This window comes from Lysobacterales bacterium (assembly GCA_014946745.1).
Classification (GTDB): Bacteria; Pseudomonadota; Gammaproteobacteria; order Xanthomonadales; family Xanthomonadaceae; genus Aquimonas.
In genome coordinates this window covers 781,485-804,788 of sequence record JADCRD010000002.1, presented here as the reverse complement: position 1 = coordinate 804,788, position 23,304 = coordinate 781,485, and the positions used below count along the sequence as shown (strand labels likewise).

The window sequence follows — 23,304 nt, the reverse complement described above, 5'->3', positions numbered from 1 at the left end:
GAGGGCGGCCTTGTGGCGGATCAGCTCAGATCAGATCAGAGCGTCTCGACGAAACCGATCTTCTTCATGTCCGCGTTTTTCGCTTCGGACAGGACCTCGGTCAGGACGTGATACTGGACCTCTTGATTCGCCTCGATCTCCAGCAGCGGCTGCGGATCCCGGCTGGCTTCGACGCGCAGCGAGGGCAGCAGAGCCGCCTTCGGCATGGGCGAGTTGTCCCAGAACAGGCTGCCATCCGCATCGATTCGCAGACGAATGGGCTGCGGCGGTTCCACGATCTCTTCCGGCGGCGGCTTGTTGGTCTGCTGCGGAAGATCGATTTCGATCTCCCGGGTCAACATGGGCGCCGTCACCAGAAAGATGATCAGCAGCACCAGCATCACGTCGACCAGCGGCGTGACGTTGATGTCCGCCATCGCGCCGCCACCACCCCCTGTTGTAAATGCCATGGTGGACTCCTCTTACCGTTCCGGGGTGATGACAAAACCGACCTTGGCCATGCCCACGTCCTTGGCGATCTTCACGACGTCCGACACCACGCGATAGCGCGTCGTGCGGTCGGCGCGAATCTCCACGCGCGGCTGCGGCTTTTTCTGCGCCTCGACCGCCAGCTGAGACTCCAGCAGGCTGCGCTGGATCGGCTGGTCGTTCCAGTACATCTCGCCCGAGTCTTTGATCGCGATGGTGATCGGCTGACCCGGCACCGGCGTGAGTTCAGGAACCTCAAGCCGGTTCTCAGGCAGCTTCACCTGGATCTTGTGGGACATCAGGGGCGCCGTGATCATGAAGATGATCAGGAGCACCAACATCACGTCGACCAGCGGCGTGACGTTGATTTCCGCCATCGGCCCGCCTTGCTGGTCGTTTCCGCTGCTGAAGGCCATGGTTCAGGACTCCCGATTCAACCGTGGGCTCAACGCTTGGACGCGCCTTCGCCGACGCGGGAGCCGGTGGCGAAGAAGTCGTGCAGGTCGTGGGCGAATGCATCGAAGGCCGCGTTGGTGGTGCGGTTGATGCGGTTGAAGAAGTTGTAGGCCATGACCGCCGGGATCGCGACCACCAGACCCAGCGCGGTCTTCAGCAGCGCCTCACCGACCGGACCCGCAACCGCGTCCAGCGATGCGGAGCCGGAAGCACCGATCTTGATCAGGGCCTTGTAGATACCCCAGGTGGTGCCGAGCAGACCGATGAAGGGCGCGGCCGAACCGGTCGTTGCCAGGATCGTCATGCCGTTCTCAAGCTTCGAGCTTTCGCGGGTCACTGCCTGACGGAGCGCGCGATCAATGAACTCGGAGCGCGACAGGGTTTCGGCCAGACGCGAACCCTCGTTCTTCTGGTGGTGAGCCGCGGCGATCGCGCAGTCGAGGGCGATCTTGGAGAACGGCTCATTGGCCGGCTGCTCTTCCATGAAGCGGATCGCTTCCTGGGCGTTGCTGGTCTCCCAGAAGGTGCGGATCACGTGGTTGGCGCGGGCCTTGATCACCTGGTTCTGGATGGTCTTGACGACCGTGTAGTACCAGCAGGCGATCGACATCAGCACCAGCGTGACCACGACCACCCAGGTGACCGCGAACTCGCCCGGGTGGGCGACCATGTTGTTCAGCAGGCTCGCGATACCCATTTCTTTGAGCGCTGCTGCGTTCGTGTCAGCGACGACGCCACCGATGACCTGATCCATCGGCGCCGGCGTGGCAGCTTGGGTAGCAGCCGCGGCTGCCGGCGTGTTAGAGGCTTCTTGGAGCATTTCCTTACCCTTTTTGCTAGTTAGGCGTCAGTCAACTGAGGGAGAACTTGATCGGGACCAGCACCCAGCTCTGCACCGGGGCACCATCCTTCATACCTGGGTTGAACACCCACTCACGCACCGCCTGGATGGCGGCCTGGTCCAGCAAGCGCGAGCGGCTGGACTTTTCCACCTCGATCTGGACCGGACGACCGTCGGTGCCGACCAGAACGCGCAGAAGCACTTCACCCTCTTCACGACGGCGCATCGCCTGAGGCGGATAGCGCGGCGGCTTCAAGCGGCGGTAGGAGCTGTCCTCAGTCGCGCCGTAGCTTGGAGCTGGCGCTGCGGGGGCGGGAGGCGCCGGCGGGGGCGCCGGGATCGACATTGGGGTCGCCTCTTCCAGGATCACCGGCGGCGGCGCCTCGGGGGGCGGCGGCGTCGGACGAGGACGCTCGACCACCTTCGGCGGCGGGCGCTTCGGCGGTTCCGGCGGTGGCGGTGGCGGTGGTGGCGGAGGCGGCGGCGGTTCGATGAAGGTGACTTCAACGATTTCGGGCGGACGCTCTTCCATCTGCGGCGGCGCAACCGGCACCAGCATCAACACCAGGGCCATGGCGTGCACGGCCATCGCGGCTGCCAGACCAGCAATCCGCAGCCAGCTGAGCTTACGGCCCCCGTTTTCCTGAATTTCTTGCTTGTCTGTCATGCGCAGTGTCGTGGTCGGAGGTCAATCCATCCGCGCTGCCAGTCCGCCTGCCTAGACAAGCTGAACGACACGGGAACGGCATAGCTTATACCAAGAGATGCACCTTGCCGAAGCTCGGCAAGGTGAACGAATTTCAACGGTTGACGTCGCGCAGATACGCTTCGGCCATGGCCTTGGTTTCGGGATACTTGGCGGCCTCGCGGTAAGCAGCGAGCGCAGCAGGCTGATTGTTCAACCCGAACTCCGCGGCCCCGAGAATGACATAGGCGTCGCCCGGGCGCTTGACGCCCTTGCTGATGGCGCGATTGGCAGCCGCCTTGGTCTCAGGCCAGCGCTCAAGCTCAGCCAGGGTGCGGGCATGGTTCAGAGCCATTTCGCCGTCGGTCGCCAACTCGTCCGCTTTGCCGAAGGCTTCGGCGGCCTGCTCGATGTTCTCGGAGAAGTAGTACGCCTCGCCGAGCCCCCGGTAGATCTCCAGCGTGGGTTGCACCTTGCCTTCCTGGACGGCACGGGAAATCAACTCGGCCGCCTTCACATCCTGCTCGGCGTAGCGGTACATCTTCGACAGCTCGACGTAGTCGCGCTCTTCGGTGAGGACGCCGCGGTTGATGCCGTCCTCCATGGTCTCGATGGCCTTGGTGATCTCATCGGCGTTCACGTAGATCGCGGAGAGATTGCGGATGAGGTTGACGTTCTCCGGGTCGCTGGCCAGCAGACCGGCCGCGACCTCCGCGGCTTCAGCGGCGCGGCCCAACTCGAAGAGGCTGCCCATCAGCAGCTGGGAAACAGTGGTCTCGGGCTTCTCCTGAAGTGAAACCGCCTTGCGCAGATCGGTGACAGCCTGCTCGTACTGCTCCATCCGGTAGTAGCAGTTGCCGCGCAGCGCGTAGATCTGGGCGGTCTCCGCGCGTGCCTCTTCCAGCAGCCGAGTGAAGGTGGCCGCGGCTTCGCTGTACAGCTCCTCCTGGAACTGCAGTTGACCGATGTTCTGCAGGATCTGGAAGTACTGATTGTTCTTCAGACCACCGGCGTCGAGCGCGGCTTGGAAGAAGGTGATGGCGCCAGGGTAGTTGTCGCGATCGAGTTCAATCTGGGCGAGGATCTGATTCGCGAGCGACTTTTCGTACGGACCCGCAGCGCGGGCGGCAAGCAAAGAGTTCGCCGCTTCCTCAGTCTCGGCGTCTTTGCCTTCTTCCTGCGACAGATCGAACAGCTGCTTGAGCTGACGCTGCAGGCGGGATACCGGCCTTACTTCGGGTTCCTCGCGCGTGGCGTTCGGATACAGCACTTCTTCTTCGGCTGGCTGACCGCGCCGCTGCGCGTCTGCCGTCGCGGTGAATCCAAGCCCGAGAGCAAGGAGCAAGCTGGTCTTCAGTACGAAGAGAGGGATACGCATCGCTGTGTTCCTGGGGAGGGGGCAAGGCGCGACAAGCCATGCCGGGCCGCCAAGCCTAACCGCAGTTGAACTGGCGACTCAAGGCGCGCTGCCGCAGTTGCGACCAGTGAAATCGGCGCGCTTGTTAAGCGCGCCCGCCATGCGTCGGCGAACGGAACAGTTTTCTGATGCTGTTGTCCGCTGTTGTTCAGTTCAAACCGTTGCGAAATGCTCGCGAGCGTAGGCGACTCGTTCCGCCGGCACGGTGCTGAGCGCACCCGATTCCATCAGCGCTTCCACGCTTCGCAAGCGATGCAACAGGCCGTTTCCGTTGGCGATCTGAATCGCGAGGCCCGGCCGTGCGTTGAGCTCCAGGATCATCGGGCCATGGTTTCGATCGAGAACAAAGTCGACGCCGATGTAGCCCAGCTGTGAGAGCTCGTAGCAACGCGAGGCCATTTCCATCAGCTCATCCCAACGGGGAATCTGCAATCCCACGATGCTGTGCTCGGTGTCGGGGTGCTCCTTGACGGGCTCCGTGCCCCATACGCCGCGCCGTGTGGTCCCTGTCGGGATGTCGATTCCCACACCGATGGCACCCTGATGCAGATTGGCTTTGCCATCCGAGAGTCGTGTGGGGAGACGGATCATCGCCATCACGGGATAGCCCATGAAGACGATGATGCGGATGTCGGGCACACCCTTGTAGCTGACCTGGTCGAAGATCGGATCGAACTGCACGCAGTACTCGACCAGCAGGTGGTCCGGATGACCGCCAAGCGAGAACAGGCCGGAAAGTCCGTTGGAGAGATGGTGCTCGAACTCCTCCCGGTTCATCAGCTGACCGTTGGAGCGGCGGTACTTGTCACCGCGGCGGCCCGTGATGACGAGGATGCCGTCGCCGCCCGAGCCGTGGGCCGGTTTCACGACGAACTGCTCCCGCTGAGCAATCTTCTGGTGCAGCTCGTGGATCTCGTGCTCTTCGCGAACCACGGCGTAGAGCTCGGGCACGGGGAGGCCAACTTCGATGGCCAGCTGCTTGGTGATCAGCTTGTCATCAACGCGCGGATAGAACCTGCGCCTGTTGTAGCGAAGGATGAACTCGGCGTTGCGTTGACCCAGGCCCATCAGGCCGATCGAGCGAAGACGACGCGCCACAGCGAACAGATTGAGCATGGGTCAACCCTTGGTCGACGTGCTGGTGGCGGCCTTTTCCTTGGCCTCCAGCTCACGCGCCAATGCGCGGAAGCGGAACAGTTCGCTCAAGCGATAGCCGGAGTAGCGTCCGATCACGAGGGTGGCAGCAAGCAGAATCAGAAGGGATTCCGGGAACACGAAGATGAAGTGCTCCAGCGGCTCCCAGCTCATCGCGACGTAGGCCATACAGGCGACCACCAGCGAACCGATGCCTTCCTTCAGCGCATAGCCTGGGCCGCGTTCTTCCCAGGCCACCGACATGCGTTCGATGGTCATCGCCATGATCACCATCGGGAAGAGGGCCACGGAAAGCCCGACTTCGATGCCCAAGCGGTTGGCAAGGATCGAGACGGCAGCCATCAGCAGTACCACGAGGATCAGCACCGAGGTGAGTCTGGGCACCAGCAGCAGGCGCAATCGCTCCATGTAGAAGCGCACCAGCAAGCCCGATCCCACCACCAGAACGAACAGGGTCACGCCCGCCAGCAGCTGGGTCTCGCGGAACGCGATCGCGATCAGTACCGGCATGAAGGTGCCGAAGGTCTTGATGCCGATGATGTTGCGCAGCAGGAGCATCAGAAAGGCGCCGATCGGCACCATCAACAGCACCTTGTAGACCTCCTGGGTCTGCAGCGGCAGGCTCAGGAGGGAGTAGCGCACCAGATCAGCGTTCTGAACCTCCAGTCGACGTTCGGCCACTGCGATCGCGTCCGCGAGATTGCGGCTGACCGAGAACGTGAGTTCGGGGCGTGCGGCGTCTTCAATCTGTAGCAGCGGTGCACGCGCGCCGGTCCAAAGGAAGAGATTGTCCGGCCAGCCGTCGACCGCCGTTTGCAGATCAATCGTCGTCCAGGCTCTGCCATCGTGAACCTGGAGCCATGGCCGGATCTCAGCGGTCGATTGGCTGTCCCCGAGCATCAGGCCGCGCACGATGCGCGCGGGAATCTGGCGCATTGCCAGCAGCTGGATGATGAAGTCCGCGCGGGCCTCGGCATCCGGCAGGTTCTCGGTCAGCAGAGCCACCTCTTCGCTGGCCGAGGCGACGTTCATTTGCCGCACCAGTTCCTTGGCGTAGGTCGGCACGTTCGAGGAGCCGAGGCGGACGTTGTCCAGCAGCGTCTGTGCGGCCGTCGCAAAGGGCTCCTCAAGGGTCGGCGGGGTGGCGAGTCGGGGGGCGACTTCCTCGGCCTCCGACTGTTTGCTGCGGACCACGGTTGCCCGGTAGTAAAGGGCTTGCCGGCCGGCTGCGCGCCGGATCGACCATTGGACCTCGCGGCCTTCCCGACGGGGCTCTTCCAGTTTGGAATAGTTCCGCGCGACGAAGCGTTCGTCGAGGATGGTGAAGCCAGGAGTGACGGAGGGCAGCTGGAGGACCACCGTGTTGGCGGGCCTGCGCGGCTGATACTCAACGCGTGCCTGCAGCGTCCAGACTTCGACCTCTGCCGCGGGCTGAAGCGGGAAGTCGAGGAATTTCCACTTGTAGTAGATCGCACCGCCGCCGATCAGGCACAGCGCCAGGGCAAGCAGGTAGAGATGGGCTTTCTTCATGGGGCTGGGCGTCGCATAGGCGGGGGCGGCCGCGGTGGCCGCGTTCAGCATCAGTATAGCCAGCGGTCTTGAGCAAGGTGACGGCCGCTTGGGCGCGGCTGGCGACTTGCGCGCGGGCCACCATCGCACCAGTGGTAACGAAGGCGGCTTTGGACTCGTCAGCGCGGGGCTGTCGCAGCCCTCGGGCGCACGGGCCATTGGGTGGCGTCGTGCGCTAGGGGTGCGGGACGGTGGTCAGGGGACGGTCGCGGGGCGGGTCGCGGCCGCTCGTCCGCTGCGGCCATCGGCAGGACGGGGCACTTCAGTTCAGGGCTGAATCCGCGGGGTCGCCCTCCATGGCGCGCGGCAGTGCGGACGATCCCGGCCTTGCCCTAGATGTCGAGGTTGGCGACCTTGAGCGCGTTGTCTTCGATGAAGTCACGACGCGGTTCGACCACATCGCCCATCAGCGTCGAGAAAATCTGGTCAGCGGCGACGGCGTCCTCGATGCGGACGCGCAGAAGGCGTCGTGTTTCAGGATTCACCGTGGTTTCCCACAGCTGGTCCGGGTTCATTTCGCCGAGACCCTTGAAGCGCTGGATCGTTCGACCGCGCTTGGCCTCTTCGAACAACCAGTGGTGCACATCGGCGAAACGCGCCACAGGCTGGCTTCGGCTGCCTCGGCTGATGCGCGCGCCGTTCTGCAGAAGGTCGTGGAGCTCTCGGGCGGCATCCACCACGGGCTTGAGCTCGCCTGATTCGAACAAGGACAGGGGCCAGATGTGCTCGACGGACAGGCCGTGGTGCTGCCGCTGCACGCGTAGCGCGGCGGCGTGCTCACCCGCAGCCGCGATCCAGGCAAGCCCGTAGCGGGGCTTACCGAGACCAGACCGCGCCAGTTTCTGTTGCGCCGCAGCAATCCATGCCTCGGCTCGACTGCTGTCGGCAAACAGCTCGGCAGTCAGCGGGTGCAGTTCGAGCAGTGCTTCGAGTATGGCGGGATCGTGGCGATGTCCCAGACGGCGAATGGCGTCCTGGGCCGTACCGAACAGGGTCAGAAGGTGTTCGAGCGCCGAGGCACTGATGGCCGGCTGGCCCTCGCCACAGATCAGCTCCGCACCTTCGACCGCGTGGCTGATCAGATATGCGTTGAGCGCAGCATCGTCCTTCAGGTAGAGCTCCTGCTTGCCCTGCTTCAGCTTGTACAGCGGCGGCAGCCCGATGTAGACATGCCCGCGGTCGATCAGCTCCGGCATCTGCCGATAGAAGAAGGTCAGCAACAGGGTGCGGATGTGGGAGCCGTCGACATCCGCGTCGGTCATGATGATGATGCGGTGGTAGCGCAGCTTGTCGGGGTTGAACTCCTCGCGACCGATGCCGCAGCCAAGCGCGGTGATCAAGGTACCGACTTCAGCCGAACCCAGCATCTTGTCGAACCGCGCCTTCTCCACGTTCAGGATCTTGCCGCGCAGGGGCAGAATCGCTTGAGTGCGGCGGTTGCGGCCCTGCTTGGCCGAGCCACCCGCAGAGTCACCCTCGACCAGGAACAGCTCGGACAGCGCCGGATCCTTCTCCTGGCAGTCGGCCAGCTTGCCCGGTAGACCTGCGATGTCCAGAGCACCCTTGCGACGGGTGAGATCACGGGCTTTGCGTGCAGCTTCGCGCGCACGCGCCGCGTCCACGACCTTGGCAGCGATGGCGCGAGCGTCCTGCGGGTGCTCCTGCAGAAACTCTTCGAAGCGCTTCGAGACAATGCTCTCCACCGCGGTCTTGACCTCGGACGAAACCAACTTCTCCTTGGTTTGCGAGGAGAAGCTTGGGTCCGGCACCTTGACCGAGAGAACGGCAACCATGCCTTCTCGCATGTCGTCGCCGCTCATGCTGACCTTGGCCTGCTTCAACAGCCCGGACTGCTCGATGTAGGCGCCAAGCGTGCGGGTCAATGCCGCACGAAATCCCGCCAAGTGCGTGCCACCGTCCTTTTGTGGGATGTTGTTGGTGAAGCAGAACATCGTTTCCTGGTAAGCGTCGGTCCATTGCACTGCGACGTCGACAACGATGCCGCTCTCTTCTCCCGACAGCGGGATCACGGCGGGGTGCAGAGGCGTCTTCAGTTGGGCCAAATGCTCGACGAAACTGCGGATGCCACCCTCGTAGCGGAACTGGTCGCGCTTGTCGCTGCGCTCATCGGTCAGGTCGATGCGCACGCCTGAGTTGAGGAAAGACAGCTCGCGTAGTCGCTTGGCGAGAATGTCGTAGTGGAACTCGACGTCGGAGAAGATCTCCTTACTCGGCAGGAACCGCACTTCGGTGCCGCGCTTGCTGGACGGCGCTACTTGCTTGAGCGGATACAGCGGCTCACCGAGCTTGTATTCCTGCTGGTGTTCGAAGCCATCGCGCCAGATGCGCAGCGTGAGATGGGCCGACAGCGCATTCACCACTGAAACACCGACGCCGTGGAGTCCGCCGGAGACCTTGTAGCTGTTGTCGTCGAATTTTCCGCCCGCATGCAGCACGGTCATGATGACTTCGGCCGCCGATCGCTGCTCCTCGTGATGGATATCGACCGGGATGCCGCGTCCGTTGTCCTGCACGCTGACGCTGCCGTCCGCGTGGATCGTGACCAACACGGTGTCGCAATGGCCGGCCAAAGCCTCGTCGATCGCGTTGTCGACGACCTCGAAGACCATGTGATGCAGACCGGTCCCGTCGTGGACGTCACCGATGTACATCCCGGGACGTTTGCGCACAGCCTCAAGGCCGCGCAGCACGGTGATTCGACTGGAATCGTAGTCGTTCGAGGTTTGGTCGCTCATGGGTTCCCTGCTTTGCGGGGCGGCCGCAGCGTGTAGAGCGGCGGCGTGAAGGCCGCGAATTATAGCAGGGGGGTGATTGAGCCCCGTTCCACGTGGAACACCGTGTCGTCTGCGTCGGCCGCCCATGACGGCCGGACGACCCCAGTGATCAGGGCTTGCACCCGCTCAGACCGCAGAAGTTCCAGAACGACAGACGCATGGCGATGATCCAGCTCGCTACACAAATCATCCAACAGCAGCAAAGGCCACGCGCCATACCGCCGAGCAAACAAGCGGCCCAGCCCCAGCACGAGCGCAAGCGCGATGACCTTGGACTGACCACGGCTGACGCGGTCACGGGCATCAGCACCCTGCCAGCGCAGCGACACATCGCAGCGATGGGGCCCACTACCGGTGAACCCGAGCTGCAGGTCCGTGGGACGCTGCGCCTGCAGCGCCTCAAGCAGACTCGCGTGTGTCTTGCCCCAGCCCCGGCGAAAGCCAAAGGCCAGATCCGACAGATCGGGAGACAACCCTGCGAGCGTGCGCGCGGCTTCAGCCAACCACTCGGAGCAAAAAGCCCCGCGCGCCGCGGCCAACTGTTCGCCGAGCGCTGCGATCACGCCGTCGTAAGCGTCCAGCGCGCGGAGATCGCGAAGCTTCAGTAGCGCATTGCGTTGCTTGAGAGCTCGCTGCCAATCCGACCACAGCGCGCTCGGCGCGCGTTCCACGTGAAACAAACCCCAATCGACCAACCGACGGCGACGCTCTGAAGGTCCGGCCACCACGGCATGAGCACCGGGCTCGAAACACAGCATTGGAGCGCGCAGTGCGACCTCTAATGCGCGCGCGACCGGAGCACCGTCGACACGATACCGCCAGCCGCCACCGCGCTCCTTCGCACATGCAATACGCGACACCCGCGCAGACGTGTCAGTCCACTCGGTGAAGACGAAGGCTTCGGCGTCACCCGTACGAAGCGCGCTATCGAAGAGCGGACACCGAAACGAGCGCGCGTGCCCCAACGCATACAGCCCCTCAAGCACGCTTGTCTTACCCGCTCCGTTCTCGCCGGTCAGCCAGGACACCCCGGCGCCTGGAAAAAACTCAGCCCCGGCGAACACGCGGAGCCCGCCGAGGCTGATGTGTTGAACACGCATTGAAGAATGCGACTACAGCCGCATCGGCATGACCACGTGGCGGTTGCGACCGTGACTGGGCTCGCGCACCAATGCGCTCGAACCCGAATCACGGAACAGCAGCAGCACGTCGTCCTCGGTCAAAGCGCCCAGGGCCTCAAGCAGATAACTCGCGTTGAACCCGATCGACAGACCGGAAATGACGGTATCCGACTCAACCTCTTCGACCGCCTCTTCCTGCTCAGGGTTGTGTGCGGACACACGCACTACCTGCGGGTCGATCTCGATCCGAACGCCACGGTACTTCTCGTTCGAAAGGATGACTGCGCGCTGCAAAGCCGCCCGCAAAGCATCACGGTTGACCTTGACTTCCTTGTCTGCCCCCAAGGGGATCACGGCCTCATAGTCAGGGAAGCGTCCATCGATGAGCTTCGAGCTGAACGAGACATCATCGCGACGCAGACGCACATGCGAACGACCGATCTCGAGCTCGATCTCTCGATCACTGCTTTCGAGCAAACGCAGCAGTTCAAGCACTCCTTTGCGCGGAACGATCATCTGCCGACGAACCTGGGGCCCGGAAGTCAGCGAGGTCTCGCTGAGCGCCAGACGGTGCCCGTCAGTAGCCACACAGCGCAACTCGGTACCGTTAGCATCGAGCAGCAAACCGTTCAAGTAAAAGCGCACGTCCTGCTGCGCCATGGCGAACGCTGTCGCGTCAAACGCACGCTTCAACGCACCCTCGGGTAATCGAAGACGCTCGACGATCTCGGTCTCGTCGCTATTCGGGTACTCGTCGGCACTCAACCCGGCGAGCGTGTAGCGACTCCGGCCAGCGCTGACCGCGATGCGATCGCCGGTCACCGACACGTTGACCATCACTCCATCAGGCAAGGCCCTGACGATCTCGAAAAGCTTCCGGGCGGGGATCGTGATTGAACCGTCCGCGCCATCGGCGCAAGCAACGCGTGCAACCAGTTCGACCTCAAGATCGGTCGCAGTCAGGGACAGGGTTCCCTGTTGAAGTGTCACCAGGAGATTCGACAAAACGGGCATGGTCTGTCGCTTCTCAACCACGCTGACCACCTGTTGCAAGGGCTTCAACAACACTTCGCGCGTCAGACTGAACCGCATACCTCAACCCTCAGGTTCTTTAAGCTTTTAAAAGACTGTTGGTGATGATGGACTTTCGCGAATCTCGGGATAAGCCCAACAACCCACTGAGCTGCAACACTTTTTTGGCACTCACCAGGCTGTGGGTGAGTGTCGATACGCCTGTGGGCTGCCTGTGGACAAAAATGCCGCCTCCACGTCGTCCCAAGAGCATCACCAGCTTATCCACAGCTTACCAACTTGGATCGCACCCACCGCCTAGGCGCCACACGCTACTCGGTAAGCCGGCGGACCAGCTTGTCCCAGTCTTCACGCGCCTTCGGATCGTCCCCTACCAGGCTGCGCACCACCTTGCAGGCGTGCATCACGGTGGTATGGTCGCGACCACCAAACGCATCTCCGATCTCAGGCAGGCTGTGTTCGGTGAGTTCCTTGGCAAGCGCCATCGCCATCTGCCGCGGCCGGGCCAAAGAGCGCGTGCGTCGCTTGGATAGCAAATCGGAAACGCGCAGCTGGAAGTAATCCGCCACGGTCTTCTGGATGTTCGCAAGCGAGATCACGGCTTGCTGGGCCCGCAGGAGATCGCGCAGAGCCTCCTGGGCGAACTCCTCGGTGATGGGCCGACCCATGAAGTTCGCACGCGCCGCCAACGTGTTGAGCGCACCTTCCAGATCGCGCACGTTCGAGCGCATCCGCCGCGCGATCAGGAACGCCACGTTCTCGGGCAAGGGCACGCCCTTCTGCGCGGCTTTCGCAAGCAGGATCGCCGCGCGCGTTTCAAAGTCCGGTGGCTCGATCGCAACGGACAAGCCCCAGCCCAGGCGCGACTTGAGGCGCGGTTCGAGGTTGTCCACCTCTTTCGGATAGCGGTCGCAGGTCAGGATGATCTGTTGCTTGAGCTCGAACAGCGCGTTGAAGGTGTGGAAAAACTCTTCCTGCGTGCGGTCCTTGCCGGCGAAAAACTGGATGTCGTCGATCAGCAGCGCGTGCACCGAGTGGAACTGCCGCTTGAACTGCTCCATGGCCTTGTCAGCCAGCGCCTTGACCATGGCCGCGAAGAACTGCTCGGACCGCAAGTACAGCACCCGCATCCCAGGGTTGCGGGCCAGCATGTAGTTGCCGGCAGCGTGCATCAGATGCGTCTTGCCGAGACCAGTGCCACCGTACAGCAGCAGGGGGTTGTAGGCCTTGCCGGGGTCCTTCGCTACCTGCAAAGCGGCCGCGCGACCGAGCTGGTTCGAGCTGCCCTCGATGAAGGTATCGAAGGTGTACGTGGGATCCAGATGGCTGGTGATGGGCTTGCCCTGCGGCCCGCTGCCTTGCAGCCTGACCGCACCGACGACGCTTGCGGGCGGGCCGGCGACCTCTCGCTCACGGCTTCGTGGTGTGCCAAGTTCCAAACCTACCTGCAGCGTTGCATCGTCAGCGTAGTGGCGCAGCAGCTCCGTGATCCGGGGCAGGTACTCGTCGCGGACGGTCTCGACCACGAACGCATTCGGCGCTAGCAAGGAGACCCCACCCTCACGCGCATCGGCGTGCAGAGGTTTGATCCAAGTGTAGAAATTCTCGGCCGGAAGCTCGGCTTCGAGGCGTTCAAGACAGCGCAACCAGGGCGACATGCAGCTTCCCGAGTGGAGCCGTGCAAGGCCCACCGCAACGCCAACACGGCGTCGCGCGGTCCCAGACGGCGGGGAGATGAGAGAAAGCTCGGCGCTCTCGGAGCGGACACCGCAAGAGGACCGGCCAGCGCAGCGACCGCAGCGCGGCCCCGAAAGCGCTAGCGACAGCCTCAGGGCATTCTGGCGCCCGTCACCGGGCGGAGCGCTACGCGCACTGCGAATCCTCGACAGGCACCCAGCCCCGGAAAACCGGGCGGCCTGCCAGTCTACGCCGCACCGCAGACAGTGCCAACCACTGCAGGCTTGACAGCCAAGATCAGCCACCCGTAAGCTCCGCGGTCTTTCTGCCCAGACATCAAGGCCGCTGTCATGAAGCGCACCTTCCAGCCCAGCAATCTCAAGCGCGCCCGCACCCACGGTTTCCGTGCACGTATGGCCACCGCCGACGGCCGCAAGGTTCTGTCCGCGCGTCGCGCCAAGGGTCGCAAGCGCCTCTGCCCGTAAGCGGGCACGCGTTCCCCGGCAGCGTTCAAAGACGCTGCAGCGCTTGCCGACGACGCACCCAAGCATCGATCGGTACTCGCAGGCCTGGCATCCGCCGGGCCTGTTGCGTTTCCGGGTTCGCCAACTCCTATGTGCGAAGACACCGCTGATCCCCTTGCCCGGCCGCGCCTGCGGCCGACGGCGCGCATGCGCCTGCCGCGTGAGTTCAGCCGTTGCCTCGACGGCGGTCAGCGCATGGGAGGCGCTTACTACCGCTGCACCGTGCTGCTCGACCCGCAAGCCACCGGCGCGCGGATCGGCTTCGCGATCTCGCGCAAAGTCGACAAGCGCGCTGTCGTTCGCAATCGCCTGAAGCGCCTTGCTCGGGAAGTCTTCCGCCAGCTGCGGGCGCAACTGCCCGCGGGTGACTACGTCATCATGGGCAAACGCGAAGCCGCCAGCGCCAGCCCGAGCCATCTGCGACGGGATCTGCAGCGTCTCCTCGAACGGGCGCGCGCGTTGAAGCCCCCTTCAGCGCAGGTCACAATGCCGCCCGCATCCACGCCCTGCCCCGGCCCTGCCGACCTTGCGCCGGGCGCCGCATCGTCCTCCCTTCCGCAAGCCGGGCCTGTCCCCCATCCCGGCGACGACCGAGTGTCCGAATGAACCAAGCGCGCACCTTCCTGTTGATTGCCTGGCTGATGGTGGCCTACCTCGCCTGGGACGCCTGGCAGCAGGACTACAGCCGGCCGCGCCCGCAGGCCGCCGAGCAGATCGAGCAGGCAAGCCCGCCGGCCGCGGGTGAACTGCCTGAGTTCCAGCCAAGCGCGAGTGCCGCCGCGAGCACGGCGCCTGCGGCTGAAGCGACATCGGCAGGGCAGCGCCTCAGCGTGCGTACCGACGTCCTCGACCTGGTGATCGATACCCAGGGCGCGAGCCTCGTGCAGGCTGATCTGTTGGCGTACGCACAGGAGCCCAAGCCTGATTCACCGCCGGTGCGCCTGCTCAGCACGCAGAGCCAGCGGTACTTCATCGGCCAGTCCGGCTACGTGGGCACGCGCGCCGACCTGCCGAACCACCTGAGCCTGTTCACTGCCGAAGGCGATCGCTTCGAACTGGGCGATGAGGTCCGTCTGGAGGTGCCTTTGCGCTGGACTTCGGCCGACGGCCTGAGCCTCGTCCGCACCTTCGTATTCGAGCGCGGCAGCTACGTCGTCGACGTCCGGGACCGCTTCGAGAACGCCAGCGGCGAGCCCGTGGAGCTGAGCGCGTACCGCCAGCTGGTGCGCGTGACGCCGCCGGCGCTGCCGGGTTCGAGCTTCACCAATCCGGCCGCGTACAGCTTCGTGGGCGCGGCTTGGTACAGCCCGCAGACCAAGTTCGAGAAGCGCCCCTTCGCGGACTTCAGCGAGGGCCCAACCGAGCTGGCGGCAGCCCAGGGATGGGTCGCGATGCTGGAGCACTACTTCTTTGCGGCTTGGATTCCCAACGCCGAGGAAAGCCAGACCTTCAGCACCGCCACCGAGGACGGTGGACGCCACCGTATTCGAGCGGTCGGCCCCCAGCTCAGCGTGGCGCCCGGCGCTACGGTCGAGAACAGCGCGCGGCTTTACGTTGGACCGAAGCTGCAGGATCGGCTGGAGGCCATCGCCCCAGGCCTCAAGCTGACCATGGACTACGGCATCTTCACTGTCCTCGCAGCGCCCATGGCCGCTGTGCTGGGCTGGCTGCACGACCTGACCAACAACTGGGGTTGGGCCATCATTCTTCTGGTGGTCATCCTGAAGCTCGCGCTGTTCAAGCTCTCCGAGGCTCAGTACAAGAGTTTCGCCAAGATGCGCGCGGTGCAGCCGCGCATCGAAGCGCTGAAGGAGCGCTACGGCGAGGATCGCCAGAAGTTCCAGACGGCGATGATGGAGCTCTACAAGAAAGAGAAGATCAACCCGATGGGCGGCTGCCTGCCCATCCTGATCCAGATCCCGATCTTCATTTCGCTGTACTGGGTGCTGATCGAAGCGGTCGAACTGCGCCACGCGCCGTGGATCCTGTGGATCCACAACCTCACCGCACCGGACCCCTACTTCATCCTGCCGGTGTTGAACCTGCTGACCATGTGGGCGACCCAGAAGCTGTCGCCGACGCCGGGCATGGACCCGATGCAGAAGCGCATCATGCAGATCATGCCGATCGCCTTCGGCGTGATGTTCGCCTTCTTCCCGGCCGGTCTGGTGCTGTACTGGACCACCAACGGCGCCTTGGGCCTGCTGCAGCAGTGGATCATCCTGCGTCGCCACGGTGACTCGGCGACCCCGAAGGCCGCCGCCTGAGTCAGAATCCAGCCATCGACATTCGCGATTGAACCAGCGGCCGCGGCGCGAAAGCACGCGGCCGCTGCCGCATCCGGAGCGAGGAAACACGCCATGCGCGACGCTTTCGCCGAGCCGCGATCGATGCCCGCCGCCGCCGGGTCGTCGAGTGCGCCTACCGAGACCATCGTCGCCCTCGCCACCGCCTCGGCCCCCGCAGGGCTGGGCGTGATCCGCCTCTCAGGCCCGCAGTCACTCCCCATCGCCCGCCGCCTGAGCGGTATCGAACCCAAGCCGCGCCACGCGCACTACGTGCGCTTTCGGGATGCGGCCGCCGAGATCATTGATGACGGCCTGCTGATCGCCTTCGTTGCGCCCGCCTCCTACACCGGCGAGGACGTGGTCGAGCTGCAGGCCCACGGCAGCCCTGCCCTGCTGCGCCTCCTGCTGGCGCGCTGCATCGAACTGGGTGCCCGCCAAGCACGGCCTGGCGAGTTCACCGAGCGCGCGTTTCTCAACGAGCGACTCGATCTCGCCCAAGCAGAGGCCGTGGCCGATCTCATCCATGCCGCCTCTGAAGCGGCCGCCCGTGCCGCCCGCCGTGCGCTGGACGGCGAGTTCAGCCGCCGCGTGGAGACCTTGGCCGAAGCGCTGACGGCGCTGCGGATCTACGTTGAAGCCGCCATCGATTTTCCCGAAGAGGAGATCGACTTCCTCGCCGGCCCCGAACTCAAGTCGCGCCTGCAGCGCGTGCGCGAACGGATGCAGGACCTGCTGCGCGAAGCCCGCCGCGGCCAGCGCCTGCGCGACGGGCTGCATGTGGTGATCGCCGGGCCGCCGAACGCCGGCAAAAGCTCGCTGTTGAATGCGCTGGCTGGCAGCGAACGTGCCATCGTCACCGACATCGCCGGCACCACCCGCGACCTGCTGCGCGAGACGGTGCTGATCGACGGCATCGAGCTCACCCTGGTCGATACGGCAGGCCTGCGCGACGGGGCCGATGTGGTCGAAGCCGAAGGCATGCGCCGGGCCCGCGTCGAGTTCACGCGCGCCGATCTTGCCCTCGCCGTCGTCGAATGTGGCGCAGAGCGCGAACAGCTCCCCGCCCTGCGCGACGAACTCACCGCGCTGCCGCAGGTGTTCTGGCTGCACAACAAATGCGAGCTCGCCGCGCAAGCGCCGCGCCGCGAGTCGCAGCCAGACGGTCAGCACTTCTGGCTCTCGGCGCGCGAAGGCCTTGGCCTCGACGCCCTGCGCGACGCGCTCAAGCAGGCCGCCGGCCTGGGCGAAGCCGCCGAGGGCGCAGTCAGCGCCCGTGCCCGCCATGTCGACGCCCTTCAGCGCGCGAACCTCCAGCTCGAAAGCGCCGCCCAGCGCCTCGCCGAAGGCAGCGGCGAACTTGCCGCCGAAGATCTGCGAGCGGCGCAGGAAGCCTTGGGAGAGATCACCGGCAAGTTCAGCGCCGACGATCTGCTGGGTCGCATCTTTGGCAGCTTCTGCATCGGAAAGTGATGCGCATCGCGGAATCAGGCGAGCTTCGCCATTTTTTGCAACGCTGATGAACCCTGACTTGCGTGCGGACGTGAGCGTATGGCACGAATCGCAGCCAGCGGGCCGTCGCACCGTGCGCCGGGGGTGGCGCCACGGGCCGGGCCAATCACAAGGGGAATCGCAATGGGTAAGTTCTGGCTGCGTGGCTGCGCGGCATCAATGCTGGCGGCAGCGCTGTTGGCCGCGTGTGGAGGCTCCGAAGCGCCGCCACCCGACGCTGCGGCCCCACCTGCTGACGCGGCCGCGACAGCTCCGCCTGCTGCGCCCGAGCCAGCGCCTGCGCCTGCGCCGGTGCTGGTCGAAGGGGCCGGCAGCATCGAAGTGGCCGAGGCGGCCCTGCGTGAGCAGCGTCTTTTCACGCCGGCCGGCGACAACGCGTTTGAGCTGTTCGTGCTCGCACTCGAGCGGGATCCCGCCTCGCAGCGCGTGAAAGACGCTTTGACTGACCTGTTCCCGTATGCCGTGCTGCACGTCGAGCAGCGCACTGCGGCGCGCGATGCCGAGGATGCACGGCGAGTCCTGGATCTGATGTCGCGCGCTCAGCCCGATGCGCCCGCTCTGGATCGACTCGATCGTGGTGTCGAAGCGCTGGAGCGCCGTCTTGCGACTGAGGCCGCCCAGCAGGAGGCGGCAGCGGCCCGGGCCAACGCCCCCGCGCCGACGCCCGCCCCGGCAGCTCCCGTCGCCCCGGCTCCCGTCGCCGAGCAGCCGGTCGCTCCGGCTCCGGTGGAGACACCGCCACCCGCGCCCGCGAGCCCCGCGCCCGAACCTGCACCCGCGCCTACCGCCGTCGCCGAAACGCCGGCCGCAGCGCCCGCGCCTGCCCCCGCAAGACTCCCGCGGGTGTTGCGCCAGCCGCCGCTGCGCTACCCCGACCAGGCCATGCGTCAAGGCATCGAGGGCACGGTCAGCCTCGACTTCCAGATCAACGCTGACGGCAGCGTTTCTGATGTTCGGGTGGTCCAGGCGAACCCGCAGGGCGTGTTTGAACGTGAGGCCATGGCGGTGGTGCGTCGGACCCGCTTCGAACCGCCGCCGGAGCCCACGCGCGCGCGCCGCACCATCGAGTTCACGCTGGACGACTGAACCCGGCGCCCCCAGGGCGCAGGCCGCTTCCAGGGCAAGGCTGAAAGAGTCAGCCTTGCCGCGCATCAGGGCGCGCTTGCGGATCGAGCACCCGATGCCGGATCCAGCGCAAGCGCGTTCGGACCTTCGCCGGACTCGCCACTACCGATCCAGTCGACGATGGACTGGATCGGCGTTGCCCCGGATCGGCCCGCGCCAGAGACTCGCGCCGCGCGGTTCGTGATCGAACCTGCAGCTTCGAGCCGCAGACACCGCAGCGCACGGAAAACTGCAATCCAAGCTCGGCACCCTGTGCGGCTCGCTACGCTCTTCTAGAGCGTGGCGCCAACAGGGGCTGTGCCATGCAGATCTATTTCGATTGCCTGCGGCGATCCCGCCGCGGGCTTGTGTTTCCGGTAGGGGTTGGAGGCGCCGGTCTGGCGCTTGCGCTGCTGCTCAGCGCCTGCGGCAACGCCGACACGCCGAGCCCCGAGGCCGGCGCGGCGGCAGCCGACGCAGCGGCCGACACGAGTGCATTGCCGGTGGAGCACGTGCAGTCACCCGCGCCGGGCGCCGGCGATGACGCCGCGCGCGGCGAACTCGCCTTGCGCGAGCAGCGGCTGTTCGTGCCGATCGGAGACAACGCTTTCGAGCTGTTCCTGGCGGCCCACGAAGCCCGGCCTGAGGATGAGCGCTCGCGACTCGCGCTGCAGGATCTGCTGCCGTATGCCGCCCTGCATGTTGAGCAGCGCCTGGCCGCCAACGATGTCGACGAAGCCGCGCGCGTGCTGGCCCTGTTGGCCCGGGCTTCGCGCGATGCGCCGGCAATCCCGCGTCTGCAGGCGGGCCTCGACGCGCTTCGCGAGCGCGAGGCGGAAGCGCGCGCTGAAGTCGAACGGGCGGAGGCCACGTCCATCGCTGCGCCTGCTGTCTCTGCGCCGCCTGCGGCTCCCAGCCCCGCGACAAGCGCGGACGCGTCGCTACCCACCGTCGCTGTCAGCGCCGCCCCCAGCGAACCTGCGCCCACCGCGACCCTGCCCCAACCCACGGTCGCGCCCGCTTCCACGGCAGCCGAAGCACAGCCCCAGGCCCCCGTCGTGACGGCGCCACCGCCGGTGCCCGAGGTCGTGTTCCAGCCCGCTTTGCGCTATCCGGCGATGGCCGAGCGCCGCAAGCTCGAAGGCTTCGTCACCATCGAGTTCACGATTGGCGCGGACGGCAGCGTCTCGCAGCTGGAAGTGCTGCGCAGTCAGCCAGAAGGCGTGTTCGACCGCGAAGCACGCGCGGCCCTGCAGCGCTGGCGTTTCGCGCCGCCGGCGTCGCCGATGCGCGCCCGGCGCACCCTGGAGTTCAAGCTGGCGCGCTGAGCAGGCGCGCCAGCGCGGCGACCAAAGCCACACCGGTCAAGTCGAGGGTGGACGTGATCGGTGTGGCTTCAGCGTCGTTCCGTGCGACTGCAGCGGTGGGCCGTCGCCACCGCCTCAGGGCTTGGCTGTCAGCCGCTGCTGCAGACGCTGCAGGCGACGCTCACTGCGCTCGACGCTGTCGCGCAGGCCATCGACGTCCTCGCAGAAGGCCTCCAGCTCGGCGCGACCGACCAGCACTCCGGCCTCGTCGCGCAGATAGTCGGCGCCGGCTTCAGCGAACTCGCGTGTGCCGCGGCGCGCGCCTTCGAGTGCGGCACGCAGGGCCTTGGCGACCTGCACGCCCAGCACATCGCCCAGCCGCGCCGACAGCGCGGCTTCGAGGTCGGGGCTGTAGCGCTGGGCGATGCGCTGCAGGGCCTGCGCGAGTTCAATGTCGCCGGCGATCTTCATGCGCCCGGGTGTGGCCTGTGCTGCTCCAGGCAACACGCGCGACAGCACGGCGCCGAGCGTGGCCTTGAGGCTCAGGTCGGGCTCGTTGGCAGGCTGCGCTGGGCCGACTTTCAGGCGGCCCTCGCGGACTTCGACACGCGCCGCAAGCCTTGGGGCTGCCAACTCCAGCTCGATGCACCGGCCTTCCAGCGTGCCGAGCTGCGCCGGCAGATCAGGGTCCAGCGTCACCGCGCGGTTCAGCGCGAACTCCAGCGCCTGGCCGCCCAAGGTGAGCAGGGGATTGGCGCGAACAGGGGTGTCGGACATGGTGATCTCGTGGCTAGGCAACGCGGAGGCTGAGAGGGTCGGGGTGCGCGAGCGTACCCGCAGCTTTGATCAGCGGGCGCGAGCGTACTCGCCAAGGGCCACCTCGGGCAGGTGGAAGAAGGCACGCGCGGTCGCGGTCGTGTCTGCCTCGACCTGGGCGTAGCTCACACCGCGGTCGCGCGCCAGCTCTTCGGCGATGTGCTGCAGGTACATCGGCTCATTGCGGCGGTGAGAGGGCATCGGCTTCAGGTTGCGCGGCAGCAGATACGGTGCATCGGTCTCGATCATCAGCCGCTGCGGTGGAATCTCGCGGACGAAATCGCGCAGGTGCTGGCCGCGTCGCTCGTCGCACAGCCAGCCGGTGATGCCGATGTGGCAGTCGAGGTCGAGATAGTCGTACAGGGCCTCGCGGCTGTCCGTGAAACAGTGCACCACCGCTGCCGGCACGCGGTCGCGCACCTGCTTCAGGATCGCGAGGAAATCGCCGTGCGCCTCGCGCTGGTGCAGGAACAGCGGCTTGCCGAGTGCCACCGCGATATCGAGCTGGCGCTCGAAGGCGCGGCGTTGCGCCGGCCGCGGCGAGAAGTCGCGGTGGTAGTCGAGGCCGGTCTCGCCGACCGCGCGCACTTCGGTATGCGCATGCAGGTCACGCAGCTCACGGTCGGCTTCCTCGGTGTACTCGATGGCGTGATGCGGATGCACGCCAGCCGTGGCGAACAGACGGCCCGGATACGCGCGAGCGAGCGCAAGCGCGTCCACACTGCCCTGCCGGCTGGCGCCGGTCACCACCATTTGCGCGACGCCATGCGCGGCTGCGCGCGCCAGCACGGCGTCGAGGTCCTGGGCGAAGGATTCGTGGGTCAGGTTGGCGCCGATGTCTACGAGCATGGGATTGGGGATTCGAGATTCGGGATTCGTTTGGAGCAGGGCGCAGCGAGTGCTGTAGCCAGCGCCTTGCATCAACGCGGTTCAAGAGCCGGAAGCCGTATCAGTTCACACGGGCTCGGGCTCGTCTGCAGGGACGCAGCGTTCACTCGCCCAGTGCCGCAGGCGCGCGACGTTCTCGGCCATCACCACCGAGATCGGGCGGGTGCCGCGCAGTGCGTGCAGCAGATGCGATTGATCGAGGCGCTGGCCTTCGGCGTGGCTGTCGTAAAGCGCGGCGACCACGGCCTGTTCGATCTCGGCGCCGGAGAAGCCCGCGCTGGCAGCGGACAGGGCGGCGAAATCGAAGCCCTCGACCGCCTGCTGACGGCGCGCCAGGTGAATGGCGAAGGCCTGCGCGCGCGCGGATCCCCCGGGCAGGTCGACGAAGAAGATCTCGTCGAAGCGACCCTTGCGCAGCAGCTCGGGCGGGAGCTGCTCGATGCTGTTGGCGGTGGCGACCAGAAACACCGGCTGCTTGCGTTCGGACATCCAGGTCAGCAGTGCGCCCAGCACGCGGCGGCTCACGCCGTCGTCGCTGTTGGAGGTGGCCAGCCCCTTCTCGATCTCGTCGCACCACAGCACGCAGGGGGCCATCGCTTCGGCGGCGCGCAGACTGTCGCGCAGATTGCGCTCGGTCTCGCCGTGGTACTTGTTGTAAAGCGCGCCAAAGTCCAGCCGCAGCAGAGGCACGCCGAAACCGCCGGCGCAGGCCTTGGCGGCCAGCGACTTGCCCGCACCCTGCACGCCCAGCAGCAGCAGGCCGCGCGGCGGGTCCAGTCCCGGCGGGCCGCTGCCTTCGATGAAGATGCGCCGTCGCTGTTCGATCCAGCGCTTGAGTCGCTTGAGCCCGGCCACGTCCTCGAAGCGGGCGACGTCCGGCTCGAAGTGCAGCACGCCGCCCGAGCCCAGCAGCTTGAACTTGGCCTGCTGCGCGCGGGCGACATCGTCGTCGCGAATCGCGCCGTCGTCGTGGATCAGCTGGCGCACGATCTTGCGCGCGTCCAGCAGCGACAGCCCGCGCAGATGGCGCAAAAGCTGGCGCTGCGCGGCCGCCTCGACCTGCACGCGCTTGCCGCCGTGTTCGCGCGAGTAGGCGAAGGCCTCCTCGCGCAGCATCTGCCCCAGTCGCGCCTCGTCGGGAAGGCGCACTTCGAACCGCGTCGCCAGCGATTCCAGCTCTTCAGGCAGCTCGACCTTGGCGCCGACCAGCACCACGCTGTGCTTGGCCGCTGCCTGGCCCAGGACCAGCTCGCGCAGGCGGCGGATGCTCATCGCGTAGCGCAGGTAGGGGCTGAAATCGAACAGCAGCCAGATCGAGCGGCGCGCATCGGCGTGCATCAGCTCCAGCAGCTGGCTGGAATCGTTGCAGGCCGGTAGGCCGTCCTCGTCCATGTCAAGGCGCTGCAGGCCCTGGGTGATGCTCCAGCTGAACAGCGGTCGCAGCAGCTCGGCCACCACGTGGCGGAAGGCGTCCAGCAGAAGACCTTCCTCGTGGGTCTCGACCACCACGAGCGGCGCGCCGGAGCGCAGCAGGACGGCAAGGTCACGGGGTTCAAACATGCGTGTGGACGGGCTGGCAGGCGTCTTGCGGGCGGCCAGTGTAGCGGCCTGCGCTGGCCTGAACCTGCGCCCCACACCGGCATCGGGGCCCG

At 65.8% G+C, this 23,304-nt stretch carries 20 protein-coding genes; 6 read left to right on the top strand and 14 right to left on the bottom strand.

What is annotated here, in order from left to right:
- Positions 1 to 35: 35 nt before the first annotated feature.
- The 11 genes from H4O13_15530 to dnaA all read right to left on the bottom strand — a co-directional run bounded on the left by H4O13_15530 (position 36) and on the right by dnaA (position 13,197).
- Entirely contained in the window at positions 36 to 449 is a 414-nt protein-coding gene (locus H4O13_15530; GenBank protein MBE5316802.1) for a biopolymer transporter ExbD, read from the bottom strand.
- A 12-nt stretch (positions 450 to 461) separates the two neighbouring features.
- Entirely contained in the window at positions 462 to 884 is a 423-nt protein-coding gene (locus tag H4O13_15525) for a biopolymer transporter ExbD (protein MBE5316801.1), read from the bottom strand.
- 29 nt (positions 885 to 913) lie between these two features.
- Positions 914 to 1,744 carry a MotA/TolQ/ExbB proton channel family protein gene (locus H4O13_15520; GenBank protein ID MBE5316800.1) on the bottom strand — a complete coding sequence of 277 codons (831 nt, stop codon included), beginning with the start codon at positions 1,742 to 1,744 and terminating at the stop codon, positions 914 to 916.
- A gap of 31 nt (positions 1,745 to 1,775) precedes the next feature.
- Positions 1,776 to 2,432 carry an energy transducer TonB gene (locus H4O13_15515; protein MBE5316799.1) on the bottom strand — a complete coding sequence of 219 codons (657 nt, stop codon included), beginning with the start codon at positions 2,430 to 2,432 and terminating at the stop codon, positions 1,776 to 1,778.
- Positions 2,433 to 2,565: 133 nt separating this feature from the next.
- Positions 2,566 to 3,828, bottom strand: coding sequence for a tetratricopeptide repeat protein (locus H4O13_15510; GenBank protein ID MBE5316798.1), 1,263 nt, complete (start codon positions 3,826 to 3,828; stop codon positions 2,566 to 2,568).
- A 192-nt stretch (positions 3,829 to 4,020) separates the two neighbouring features.
- Entirely contained in the window at positions 4,021 to 4,983 is a 963-nt protein-coding gene (locus tag H4O13_15505) for an alpha-L-glutamate ligase-like protein (protein ID MBE5316797.1), read from the bottom strand.
- A 3-nt stretch (positions 4,984 to 4,986) separates the two neighbouring features.
- Positions 4,987 to 6,552, bottom strand: a complete 1,566-nt coding sequence (locus H4O13_15500; GenBank protein MBE5316796.1) for an inactive transglutaminase family protein — start codon at positions 6,550 to 6,552, stop codon at positions 4,987 to 4,989.
- Positions 6,553 to 6,923: 371 nt separating this feature from the next.
- Positions 6,924 to 9,347 (bottom strand): DNA topoisomerase (ATP-hydrolyzing) subunit B, encoded by a 2,424-nt coding sequence (gyrB, locus tag H4O13_15495; GenBank protein ID MBE5316795.1) that lies wholly within the window; start codon positions 9,345 to 9,347, stop codon positions 6,924 to 6,926.
- A gap of 59 nt (positions 9,348 to 9,406) precedes the next feature.
- Positions 9,407 to 10,486, bottom strand: a complete 1,080-nt coding sequence (gene recF, locus H4O13_15490; protein MBE5316794.1) for a DNA replication and repair protein RecF — start codon at positions 10,484 to 10,486, stop codon at positions 9,407 to 9,409.
- 12 nt (positions 10,487 to 10,498) lie between these two features.
- Positions 10,499 to 11,599 carry a DNA polymerase III subunit beta gene (dnaN, locus tag H4O13_15485; GenBank protein MBE5316793.1) on the bottom strand — a complete coding sequence of 367 codons (1,101 nt, stop codon included), beginning with the start codon at positions 11,597 to 11,599 and terminating at the stop codon, positions 10,499 to 10,501.
- A gap of 251 nt (positions 11,600 to 11,850) precedes the next feature.
- Complete coding sequence (gene dnaA / locus H4O13_15480) at positions 11,851 to 13,197, bottom strand: chromosomal replication initiator protein DnaA (protein ID MBE5316792.1); 1,347 nt, start codon at positions 13,195 to 13,197, stop codon at positions 11,851 to 11,853.
- 369 nt (positions 13,198 to 13,566) lie between these two features.
- Here dnaA and rpmH point away from each other — a divergent pair, with 369 nt between their 5' ends.
- The 6 genes from rpmH to H4O13_15450 all read left to right on the top strand — a co-directional run bounded on the left by rpmH (position 13,567) and on the right by H4O13_15450 (position 19,969).
- A complete protein-coding gene (gene rpmH / locus H4O13_15475; protein ID MBE5316791.1) occupies positions 13,567 to 13,701 on the top strand; it encodes a 50S ribosomal protein L34 in 135 nt (44 codons plus the stop codon).
- A gap of 186 nt (positions 13,702 to 13,887) precedes the next feature.
- On the top strand, positions 13,888 to 14,346 hold the full coding sequence (gene rnpA / locus H4O13_15470) for a ribonuclease P protein component (protein ID MBE5316790.1): 459 nt from the start codon (positions 13,888 to 13,890) through the stop codon (positions 14,344 to 14,346).
- Positions 14,343 to 16,007, top strand: coding sequence for a membrane protein insertase YidC (gene yidC, locus H4O13_15465; protein ID MBE5316789.1), 1,665 nt, complete (start codon positions 14,343 to 14,345; stop codon positions 16,005 to 16,007). Before rnpA ends, yidC begins: the two co-directional genes overlap by 4 nt.
- 123 nt (positions 16,008 to 16,130) lie before the next feature.
- The gene (gene mnmE / locus H4O13_15460) at positions 16,131 to 17,498 is read left to right on the top strand and encodes a tRNA uridine-5-carboxymethylaminomethyl(34) synthesis GTPase MnmE (GenBank protein ID MBE5316788.1); all 1,368 of its coding nucleotides are present in this window, start codon (positions 16,131 to 16,133) and stop codon (positions 17,496 to 17,498) included.
- A 162-nt stretch (positions 17,499 to 17,660) separates the two neighbouring features.
- Positions 17,661 to 18,623, top strand: a complete 963-nt coding sequence (locus H4O13_15455) for an energy transducer TonB (protein MBE5316787.1) — start codon at positions 17,661 to 17,663, stop codon at positions 18,621 to 18,623.
- Positions 18,624 to 18,964: 341 nt separating this feature from the next.
- Positions 18,965 to 19,969, top strand: a complete 1,005-nt coding sequence (locus H4O13_15450) for an energy transducer TonB (GenBank protein MBE5316786.1) — start codon at positions 18,965 to 18,967, stop codon at positions 19,967 to 19,969.
- 114 nt (positions 19,970 to 20,083) lie between these two features.
- Here H4O13_15450 and H4O13_15445 read toward each other — a convergent pair whose 3' ends face one another.
- The 3 genes from H4O13_15445 to H4O13_15435 all read right to left on the bottom strand — a co-directional run bounded on the left by H4O13_15445 (position 20,084) and on the right by H4O13_15435 (position 23,212).
- The gene (locus tag H4O13_15445; GenBank protein MBE5316785.1) at positions 20,084 to 20,725 is read right to left on the bottom strand and encodes an SCP2 sterol-binding domain-containing protein; all 642 of its coding nucleotides are present in this window, start codon (positions 20,723 to 20,725) and stop codon (positions 20,084 to 20,086) included.
- 69 nt (positions 20,726 to 20,794) lie between these two features.
- Positions 20,795 to 21,613 (bottom strand): TatD family hydrolase, encoded by an 819-nt coding sequence (locus H4O13_15440; protein MBE5316784.1) that lies wholly within the window; start codon positions 21,611 to 21,613, stop codon positions 20,795 to 20,797.
- A gap of 105 nt (positions 21,614 to 21,718) precedes the next feature.
- Positions 21,719 to 23,212 carry an AAA family ATPase gene (locus H4O13_15435; GenBank protein MBE5316783.1) on the bottom strand — a complete coding sequence of 498 codons (1,494 nt, stop codon included), beginning with the start codon at positions 23,210 to 23,212 and terminating at the stop codon, positions 21,719 to 21,721.
- Positions 23,213 to 23,304: the final 92 nt, after the last annotated feature.

What these genes read in the sequence shown, in the direction of transcription:
- H4O13_15435 (MBE5316783.1), bottom strand. Translation starts at nt 23,212, where the DNA reads ATGTTTGAACCCCGTGACCTTGCCGTCCTGCTGCGCTCCGGCGCGCCG.
- H4O13_15530 (MBE5316802.1), bottom strand. Translation starts at nt 449, where the DNA reads ATGGCATTTACAACAGGGGGTGGTGGCGGCGCGATGGCGGACATCAAC.
- H4O13_15520 (MBE5316800.1), bottom strand. Translation starts at nt 1,744, where the DNA reads ATGCTCCAAGAAGCCTCTAACACGCCGGCAGCCGCGGCTGCTACCCAA.
- H4O13_15440 (MBE5316784.1), bottom strand. Translation starts at nt 21,613, where the DNA reads ATGCTCGTAGACATCGGCGCCAACCTGACCCACGAATCCTTCGCCCAG.
- H4O13_15515 (MBE5316799.1), bottom strand. Translation starts at nt 2,432, where the DNA reads ATGACAGACAAGCAAGAAATTCAGGAAAACGGGGGCCGTAAGCTCAGC.
- H4O13_15450 (MBE5316786.1), top strand. Translation starts at nt 18,965, where the DNA reads ATGCAGATCTATTTCGATTGCCTGCGGCGATCCCGCCGCGGGCTTGTG.
- H4O13_15505 (MBE5316797.1), bottom strand. Translation starts at nt 4,983, where the DNA reads ATGCTCAATCTGTTCGCTGTGGCGCGTCGTCTTCGCTCGATCGGCCTG.
- yidC (MBE5316789.1), top strand. Translation starts at nt 14,343, where the DNA reads ATGAACCAAGCGCGCACCTTCCTGTTGATTGCCTGGCTGATGGTGGCC.
- recF (MBE5316794.1), bottom strand. Translation starts at nt 10,486, where the DNA reads ATGCGTGTTCAACACATCAGCCTCGGCGGGCTCCGCGTGTTCGCCGGG.
- H4O13_15455 (MBE5316787.1), top strand. Translation starts at nt 17,661, where the DNA reads ATGGGTAAGTTCTGGCTGCGTGGCTGCGCGGCATCAATGCTGGCGGCA.
- H4O13_15445 (MBE5316785.1), bottom strand. Translation starts at nt 20,725, where the DNA reads ATGTCCGACACCCCTGTTCGCGCCAATCCCCTGCTCACCTTGGGCGGC.
- gyrB (MBE5316795.1), bottom strand. Translation starts at nt 9,347, where the DNA reads ATGAGCGACCAAACCTCGAACGACTACGATTCCAGTCGAATCACCGTG.
- mnmE (MBE5316788.1), top strand. Translation starts at nt 16,131, where the DNA reads ATGCCCGCCGCCGCCGGGTCGTCGAGTGCGCCTACCGAGACCATCGTC.
- rnpA (MBE5316790.1), top strand. Translation starts at nt 13,888, where the DNA reads ATGCGCCTGCCGCGTGAGTTCAGCCGTTGCCTCGACGGCGGTCAGCGC.
- dnaN (MBE5316793.1), bottom strand. Translation starts at nt 11,599, where the DNA reads ATGCGGTTCAGTCTGACGCGCGAAGTGTTGTTGAAGCCCTTGCAACAG.
- H4O13_15525 (MBE5316801.1), bottom strand. Translation starts at nt 884, where the DNA reads ATGGCCTTCAGCAGCGGAAACGACCAGCAAGGCGGGCCGATGGCGGAA.
- dnaA (MBE5316792.1), bottom strand. Translation starts at nt 13,197, where the DNA reads ATGTCGCCCTGGTTGCGCTGTCTTGAACGCCTCGAAGCCGAGCTTCCG.
- H4O13_15510 (MBE5316798.1), bottom strand. Translation starts at nt 3,828, where the DNA reads ATGCGTATCCCTCTCTTCGTACTGAAGACCAGCTTGCTCCTTGCTCTC.
- H4O13_15500 (MBE5316796.1), bottom strand. Translation starts at nt 6,552, where the DNA reads ATGAAGAAAGCCCATCTCTACCTGCTTGCCCTGGCGCTGTGCCTGATC.
- rpmH (MBE5316791.1), top strand. Translation starts at nt 13,567, where the DNA reads ATGAAGCGCACCTTCCAGCCCAGCAATCTCAAGCGCGCCCGCACCCAC.